Source organism: [Phormidium] sp. LEGE 05292, from assembly GCF_015207735.1.
In the GTDB taxonomy this organism is placed as follows: domain Bacteria; phylum Cyanobacteriota; class Cyanobacteriia; order Cyanobacteriales; family Aerosakkonemataceae; genus Floridanema.
On sequence record NZ_JADEWG010000208.1, the window covers coordinates 1 to 8,818 of the forward strand.

The 8,818-nt window shown below is 44.2% G+C and carries 4 protein-coding genes; all 4 read right to left on the reverse strand.

The annotated features are described in order from the left end of the window. Positions 1-872 (reverse strand): CPBP family intramembrane glutamic endopeptidase (locus IQ264_RS29690; protein WP_193985816.1); only part of this gene is annotated, 872 nt, incomplete at its 3' end. A gap of 116 nt (positions 873-988) precedes the next feature. Beyond that, positions 989-2,479 carry a sensor histidine kinase gene (locus IQ264_RS29695; RefSeq protein ID WP_193985818.1) on the reverse strand — a complete coding sequence of 497 codons (1,491 nt, stop codon included), beginning with the start codon at positions 2,477-2,479 and terminating at the stop codon, positions 989-991. A 273-nt stretch (positions 2,480-2,752) separates the two neighbouring features. Continuing rightward, positions 2,753-3,193 (reverse strand): response regulator, encoded by a 441-nt coding sequence (locus IQ264_RS29700; protein ID WP_193985820.1) that lies wholly within the window; start codon positions 3,191-3,193, stop codon positions 2,753-2,755. Further along, positions 3,153-8,549 carry a PAS domain-containing protein gene (locus tag IQ264_RS29705; protein ID WP_193985822.1) on the reverse strand — a complete coding sequence of 1,799 codons (5,397 nt, stop codon included), beginning with the start codon at positions 8,547-8,549 and terminating at the stop codon, positions 3,153-3,155. The genes IQ264_RS29700 and IQ264_RS29705 overlap by 41 nt, the downstream gene beginning before the upstream one ends. Positions 8,550-8,818: the final 269 nt, after the last annotated feature.

Here is an 8,818-nt window from a genome sequence, read left to right on the forward strand (position 1 = left end):
CTCCCCACCTCCCCACCTCTTCGTCCCCATTCCTTAAGAATAATCCAGACACAAACTATGCCTAAAGGAATCCAAGCCAAGATACCATTGTAGCCAACCCACAACCAATTGTTGCTTCCAGAAAATAGCATTAATGTTACTGAACCACCAATAGCATTTGTGGCTCCATGACCTACGCTAGCAGCCCAAATACTTCCGGTTTTTAACCTTAACCAACCCAAAATAATCGATAGCAATATTGTGAATCCCGTAAAAATTAGTAGCCCCAAAAATTGATTTTCATATCGTTCGTAGCCCATGAAAATTAGTGGATAATGCCATATTCCCCAAATTAATCCTGTGGAAATTGCTGCCATTAACGGACGTTCTGGTAGTAATCGAATTTGTAAATAGCTACGCCAGCCAAATTCTTCTCCCCACACAATAGGTGTGGCGATTATAATTGCTTGAATCAATAGAGTAGGAATCAGGAAAAATAAGATATTGCTAGAAGTTTTTGGATTTCCCTCTGGTAAATTTAGGGTAGTAAAAAAGTTCTGCAAAGTAAAATCTGGTTGACTTAAGTTGAAGACAATTGCTAAAGCAATAATTACGGCTGTTACTCCTAATGGTAATAGCCAAGCAAATAAATAATATCCCCAATTATTTCTTAAATTGAGTTTTAGTCCGGCATCGCTAAAACCTTCTTTTGTCACCCATTTGCGAACTATAAAGCAAGCTAATGCAGGAGCAAATGCTCCCGGTAAGACAGCTGCTTGAAAGGCAGGATTAGTACCAGAAATTCCGACTAGCCAGACAATAGTCCACCAAATCCAAGCAGGGACAAACGCGATCGCCAAATAAGCCAGTATTCCTTTAGTTTTTAGATCCATATTCATGTTCGGGAAGTAAAGATTCAATTCAATACTGCTCGGTTAAGTTTGTAATTCTTAGGTAGATATTTTGCCACTGTTGCTACCCCCATCTCCCCATCTCCCCATCAACTTATTCATTTGAATGGCAGGATAACTGTAAAAGTAGTTCCAGTACCTTCCTGGCTTTCTACATGAATTTGTCCATTTTGCAGGTCTACGCATCGTTTAACAATCGCTAAACCTAACCCTGTTCCTTGAATGTTGCAGACATTTCCTGCTCTGTGAAAAGGCTCAAACAGTTTCGATCGATCCTTGGCAGGAATGCCTATTCCTCGATCTTGAATACAGAACTTAGCCTGATTATCTTGACAGACCAAAGTAAAACGAATCATACTTCCTTTGGGAGAATACTTGATAGAGTTTGACAGTAAATTGTCTAGAATATGCTTCACTAAGGAACCATCCATTCTCGCTTGAGTAGAATCATCACCTTCAATAGAAAAAACTATTTGGTGGGATTTTCCTTGAGTAAGCTGAAAAACTTGTACAATTTCACTGCAAAATTCTTTTAATTGAATAACAGTATAATCAACTTCAATCCGCCCAGATTCAGTACGTCCTAGTAGGAGAATTTCATCTAGCAAGTGAAGTGCTTGATCGATCGAATTACCCATTTGCTCAAAACATTGTTCCTTCTGCTTTCCTATCGGATCGCAATCTTTTAAAAAATCGATCGCATAGCTGATCGATGATATAGGGTTGCGAAACTCATGGGAAAGCATCGAGATAAAGCCGTTCTTCATCTGATTCACTTCTCTTTCTTTCTCAAGCGAGCAGCGAATTTCTGCCTCTGCTCGCTTTAGTTTGCTAATTTCTCGCCCTTCGACTATCAGCAAAGTGATACTGCCATTTTCATTTCTTAGGGGTTTGATGGAGATATCCAACCACCATAAACTGCCTTTAGCTGTGCAAGCCTGAAGTTCTGAGCGCAAAACCTCACCTTGAGCAGCTCTCAGAACAGCTTGTTTTAACCAAGACTGTGATTGCTCGGGCTGCCAACATGGTGCTTCCCAAATTAGCTTGTTAATGATAGCTTCATTGGGAAAATCAATCACCTCTCTAGTGACTTGGTTGATGTCTAAAACCACACCTTCAGGACTTAGTAAACCCATGAACTGAAAGGTTTGATTAAAAATTGCGCGAAAACGATGTTCGCTCTCCTGAAGCCTTCTGAGGATATGTGTCCGCTCGATCGCATAGTTCACTGTTTTCAGCAACATTTCTGCGGAAAGCTGTCCTTTAACGAGGTAATCTTGTGCTCCTTGAGCCACCGCTTGTCGGGCAACCGTCTTATCCTCCAACCCCGTTAGCACTACAATCGGGAGGTGAGGAACCGTCGCTTGAAGCCGAGCAACTGTATCAAGTCCTTGAGAATCAGGTAATGAAAGGTCAAGGAGAATCACGTCGAATTCAGTTTGATGCAAGTGTTCTAGTGCAAGGCTCAGGCGTTTAACGTGAGTCACTTGCCAGGATTCAGCTTCGCTATCTTGCAATAGTTCCATCAACAATGCAACATCTGCAAGGTTGTCTTCTACCAACAAGACGGCGATCGCTTCATCACTCATACATTAGATTAATTGCTGTACTTACGATTGAGGTCGCAAAAAACTCTTTAATTTATCGACAGGCAATTTTATATTAATTTTTTACTGTTATTTAAATTATATATTTTTTACTAATAAATTAAATATTCATAATTCTTCTCAGTAAGGAGGTATAGCAGAAGGCAGAAAGCAGAAGGTGGAAGCCAACAAAATCAATGGTTTGGGCAATTAAGAATGGCTTAACCGCTTTGGCGGTTGCTATAGTTCGCACGAAATCTTCGGAAGAGATGAAATCTATTCAGGAGGAAGTTCCACAAAGGCAAGCCAAAAGTTCTCAATTGACTTAACCACCTCAACAAACTGTTCCAAACCAACGGGTTTGACCAGGTAGCAATTGACATGAAGTTGATAACTTTTCAAGATATCAGCTTCATTCGAGGAAGTGGTGAGAATGACAACGGGGATGGTCTTCAATTTCTCATCTGCCTTGATTTGGGCTAGTAGCTCTCGACCATTTTTCTTCGGTAAATTCAAATCTAGCAAGATCAAGTCAGGACGGGGAGCGTTTGCATACTTTCCTCTTTTATAAAGGAAATCAGTCGCTTCCACTCCATCTCGAACCAGATGCAATTCGTTCAAAAACTTACTTTCGCTTAAAGTTTCCTGAATCAGAACTGCGTCGCTTTTAGAATCTTCAACTAGTAGAATTGTCAGTAATCTGGCGTGGATTTTCATTTTGAACCCTCATAGAAATCGGGATGGTAAAGAAGAAGGTTGCTCCCTCCCCCAGTTGAGACTCAACCCAAATTCGTCCTTCGTGCCGTTCAATTATCTTCTTACAAATTGCTAACCCCAAGCCTGTGCCAGAATATTCATCACTGGTATGCAGACGTTGAAAGATACCAAAAATTCGATCGGCATACTGGGGTTCGATACCAATGCCATTATCCTGGATGGAAAACAGCCATTCCCTGACTGGAGTTGTCAAGGGTGGAGAGACATCTCGATCCGAAGTACTACTTGCTTCTACTGTAATCATTTTTGCCGAGATGTGAATCCTTGGTTCTGCTTCAGTTCGGTACTTTAAGGAATTACCAATTAGATTTTGTAGTAGATTTGCCATTTGGTTAGGATCGGCTGTAATGGTTGGCAAAGAATCTGCGGTGACGATCGCTCCATTTTCGCCGATCGCCACCTGTAAATCTTTCTGCACTCGCTCCAATACAGTATTAAAATCAACAGGTTGCAGTTTCAGTTCATAACGACCTGTTCTGGAGTAGGTAAGCAAATCTCTAATTAATTGCTGCATCCGAGTTGCGCCATCCACAATAAACTCGATGTAAGTATCAGCTTTGGCATCGAGTTGGCCTTGATACCGCTTTGCCAACATTTGGGTAAAACTGGTAATTGCCCTTAACGGTTCCTGTAAGTCATGGGAAGCGATATATGCGAACTGTTCTAGCTCCTGATTAGAGCGTTGTAACTCTTCTGCTAGTTTTCGCGCCGACTCTTCAGCTTGTTTTAGTTGGGTAATGTCCCGTCCGATCGTCATTACCGAAACGATCGAATTGTTAGCATCTCGTTCGGGAACGACTTTGACCTCGTATCTCCTGGGTTCATTCAAAGTCATTATAGTGAATTCATCGCTCCGCATTTCCCCCGTGACAAACACGCTCTCCAGGGAAGCCTCCCAGAATTGAGTCAACTCTTCAGGATAGCCCAACTCAGACGGCTTTTTACCCAAGTAAAACTCAAGGGGAAAGTTAGCGAGTCGGATTCTAGCTGGATTGATATAGAGATAGCGGTATTGGCGATCGTGCCGAGTAATCACATCAGGCGTATTTTCCACCAACGTCCGAAATTCCCGCTCCCGTTGTTGCAGCATCTCATTCGCTTCCCGCAGTTCCCTGGTACGCTCTTGGACTTGACGTTCTAACTCATCTCTTGCCGTCCGCAGTGCTTGCTCTGCTTGTTTGCGCTCGGTGATATTCAGAAATGCGCCAATACTGCCTCTCGGCTGTCCGTATTCATCGAATAACGGAGCAGCATATTCTAACAGCGTCACTGTTGTGCCATCCTGCCAAACAACCTCGACTTCTAAATCTCGAACTTCAACTCCATGTTTTGCTGAGTATTGCAAAGGTAATTCTTCGGTTGCCATTTCCCGCCCATTCTGGTAGACCTTGAAGTTAGTAGGGCGTTCTTCTTCCGGCGCACTAAGAGAAGCATTGATGGTGGGTGGGATACCCAACGCCTCGGCAAACGCTGGATTGACCCGAATGAGGCGACACTCTGGATCTTCTGCAATGCCAATGCCGATCGGAATTACATCCAGCAGAGTTTGCAATTCGGTCACTTTCTGCTGGTATTCCTGATTCAATTGCAGAATCGATGCCTCTGCCTGTTTGCGAACAGTGATATCTTCGGCAAATATAATAATGCCGCCAATCTCACCCGTTGCGGTATGCCAGGGATGAACTTCCCAGCGTATCCATTGCTGGCTGCCATCTGCCCGCACAAATAAATCTTCTTCACAGGTTTGGATCGCCCCAGCTAAACAGCGTTGATGAATCTGTAGCCACCGTTCTGGGATTTCGGGAAAGATTTCGTAGTGCGATCGTCCAATTAGCGATTCCAACGAACCAAGATGATAGTCATCTGCCCAGCGTTGGCTTGTCATCAGATAACGCATATCTCGATCGAACATGGCGATGCCAGCAGGAGCACACTGAGCAAATAAGCGCAGGAGAGATTCTCTTTCTTGCAGCGTGGCTTCAGCTTGCTTGCGTTCTATTAGCGCGGCTTGGCGAGCGGTAATATCGGTTAAGACTCCAATGTAACCAACGATTTCACCGTTAGCGTCCACTTCCGCGAGTGCCCGAATGTAGTACCAAACGACCTTCCCATTCAAATGGATAAGTCTGCCTTCATTTTGATAAAGTCCTCGTTGCCGAGGATTCTGGCTCCATTCCAGCCACGCATCAACCAGACGATCGCGATCCTCCGGGTGCAAGGTTTCCACCCAACCCAAATCCTTTACGGATTCTACTGTCCTACCCGTCATGTTAGTCCAGTAGTTGTTGATATAAATACAGTTACTATCAGCATCAAATCGAAAAATAGCTACGGGCAAAGCCTCTGCCAGCGTGGAAAACAGGCGTTCTCGTTCTCGTAATTCTGCTTCGGCGCGTTTGCGATCGGTAATCTCCTCACAAACGGTACTAATGCCAATGATGCGGTCGCTTCCCTTCCCGTCAGGCATATCGCCATCCCTTAAAGGCAAAAAACTCTCTAACCAAGTTCTCTTTACCCCCGGTTGCGCCGGAGTTTCTCCAGTGATTTCCACATTGAGGAGAGGTTCTCCCGTTTCTAAAATCGGTCGCAACAGTTGTTCAGCAGTATCAGCCAAATCAGGTAATAACTCACGGATTGTCCGACCGATATGTGCCTCAACCGGGAGCCCATTGATTTCTGCCAATCGTTGATTAATTCGCACAAAGCGAAGTTCAGTATCCAAAACATTCAACCCAATCGGGGCAGAGTTGTAGATAGTTTCGATTTCAGCAAGTTGTCGCTGAATTTGGCTTTGCTGGTTCCGTAAGGCTATTTCTGCCTGTTTACATTGAGAAATATCTCGTGCCGCCGAGACTCGCACGCTTCGCCCCTGATAAACGCTCTGCTTACCAACCACCTCCAAGTCAATGAAAGTGCCATCCTTCTTGACACCAGTTACCTCATACGGCAGTTCGTATTGGTTTTCAATATGACGCAGAACTATTTCCACAGATTCAGGGGTAAGAAAGTCAACGGCACATTTACCAATAACTTCTTCTGGAGAATAGCCAAACATTCTGGCAAATCCTGGGTTTGCATCAATAATCTTGCCATTTTCTTGAATGACAATACCTTCAAACATGGCATCTACTAGAGCGTGAAAACGCCTCTCACTTTCCTGTAATGCCTGCTCCGCTTTTTGGCGTTCAGCTATTTCCCATTCAAGGGACTGATGAAGAGTAGTCAACTCTTCGATTGACACTGCCACAATTTTATTCAGCAGGTCTATGTGTTTTGAGAGTAAGAAGTTCTCGATATTTGCCATGATTCTATTCAAGCTACTTATCCCCTCTGCTCCCCTGCCTCCCTGCCTTTCTCGATCGATCAGTTCTGCAATTGCACAAACCAAGGCATTTGGTTCGATCGGTTTACCTAAATGCTGCTGATATCCCGATGCTAGGGCTGTTTGTCGATTTATTTCCCCCGCGAATGCGGTAAGTGCGATCGCGGGGAGTGCTTGAGCCGATGCCAGCTGACGAACCTGCTGCAATAAACTATACCCATCCATATCAGGTAAGCCAATATCACTGACCAGAACATCAAAGGAATTTTGGGACAAGGCTTTCAGGGCTGCATTAGCAGAGGTAACAGTTACCAGTGTGGCACCCGCTTGCTTTAATATCCAAGCCATCAGTTCTTGCGAATCAAGCTCATCTTCAACCAGAAGTATCCTTGTGTTTTGTAAATCTAAGGTTTGGTTGCTATTTGATAAATCGGGGGTTTCAGCTTGAGGTGTTGACAGTAACGGCAACCGAACAGTAAATGTAGCGCCTTGTCCTTCACCAGGACTTTGGGCAGTAATGGTTCCACCATGAGCTTCCACTAGTTGTTGAACTAATGCCAGTCCCAATCCTAAACCGCCAAATTGTCTGGTTGAAGAACTATCCTCTTGGCGAAATCGATCGAATACGAAGGGAAGAAAATCTGGCTTAATTCCTTTGCCAGTATCCTCGATCGTAATTTGAGCATCACGATCGATTTGCTGTAGTTGAACCATAATTTTGCCACCGTTAGGAGTAAATTTAACGGCATTTGTCAGTAAATTCCAGATTAGTTGTTGGAGCCGAACGTTGTCACCCCTGACATACCCCACCTCTGGGTCAAGCTTGGTTTCAATTTCAATATTCTTGGCTATTGCTGCGAGTCTAACAGTTTCGATCGCTGCTTGAATTGGCTCGCTCAACCAAACTGGAGCCAGAGTCAGCTTGAGTTGCCCGCGAATCATTTGCGACAGATCCAGCAAGTCTTCCACTAGTTGTGCTTGACGTTGAGCATTTCGTTCGATCGTTTCTAAGGCAGTTTGAGTTTGCTCGACTGAAAATGAGCGAGTTCGGAGCAATTTGACCCATCCTAAAATTGGGTTGAGGGGAGTTCTCAGTTCATGGGAGAGCAGTGCCAAAAATTCATCTTTCATCCGGTTCGCTGTTTGGGCTTCGGCAAAGGCGATTTCTGTTTGTCGTAGTTGAGTAATATCACGGGCGATCGTTAAAACAGTTTCGATTGAACCATCTGCGCCAAACTCTGGAACCACATAAGTTTGATAGGTTTTCCACTCATCCTGATATCTCACTCTCCATTCATCAATTTCGATCTGTCCAGTTGTAAATACCCTATCCAGAGCAGTTTCGAGAAACTGAGTCATTTCTTGGGGATATCCCAAATCAAACAGTGTTTTCCCTGAGTAACTTGTGGGAATCCCCAAATGGTCGGTACTAGCAGGATTAGTGTACAGGCAGCGAAATTGGCGATCGTACCGAGTAATAATGTCAGGTGTATTTTCTACTAACGTCCTAAACTCCCGTTCCCGTTGTCGAAGAGTCTCATTGATTGTTACTAATTCCTGCGTTCGATCCTGAAGTTTTCTGAGAATCTGCGATCGCTCGATCGCATACTCAACCGTTTTTACCAGCAATTCAGGTGATAGCTGTCCTTTAACTAGATAGTCCTGCGCTCCCTGTGCCACCGCTTGTCGAGCCAGGTTTTTATCTTGCAGTCCTGTTAAAACTACGATGGGAATATGAGGAACTGCTGTCTGAAGTTGAACAACTGTGTCTAGCCCCTGAGAATCGGGTAGGGATAAATCCAAGAGAACCACATCAAAGGCAGTTTGCCGTAGCTGTTCTAGGGCGACGTTCAACCGCTTGCAATGAGATATCTGCCAAGATTGACCATCACTGTCTTGTAACAACTCCATCAATAGGACGATATCAGCTGGGTTGTCTTCCACGAGCAGAGCAGCAATCTCGTTGCGAGCCATTAATTCCCTCGATTAGTTGCAGCCTTAGAATTTAAGATCATACTAGCAACAGATTGCGCGTATTCAGCGTGCAACAATAGTTATAGCAAAGGGACATAGGGGACAAGGGGACAAGGGCAGGGCTAATTCATTGTCATCAAAGAAAATTAACCGGATGGGGGGACAAGGGGACAAGGAGACAAGGGGACAAGGGGAAAGATGATTTTTCCGTTGTTTGCATTATCTCTCCTTCACAAATCAATTTCTCCGTTGAAAATGAATTAGCCCTG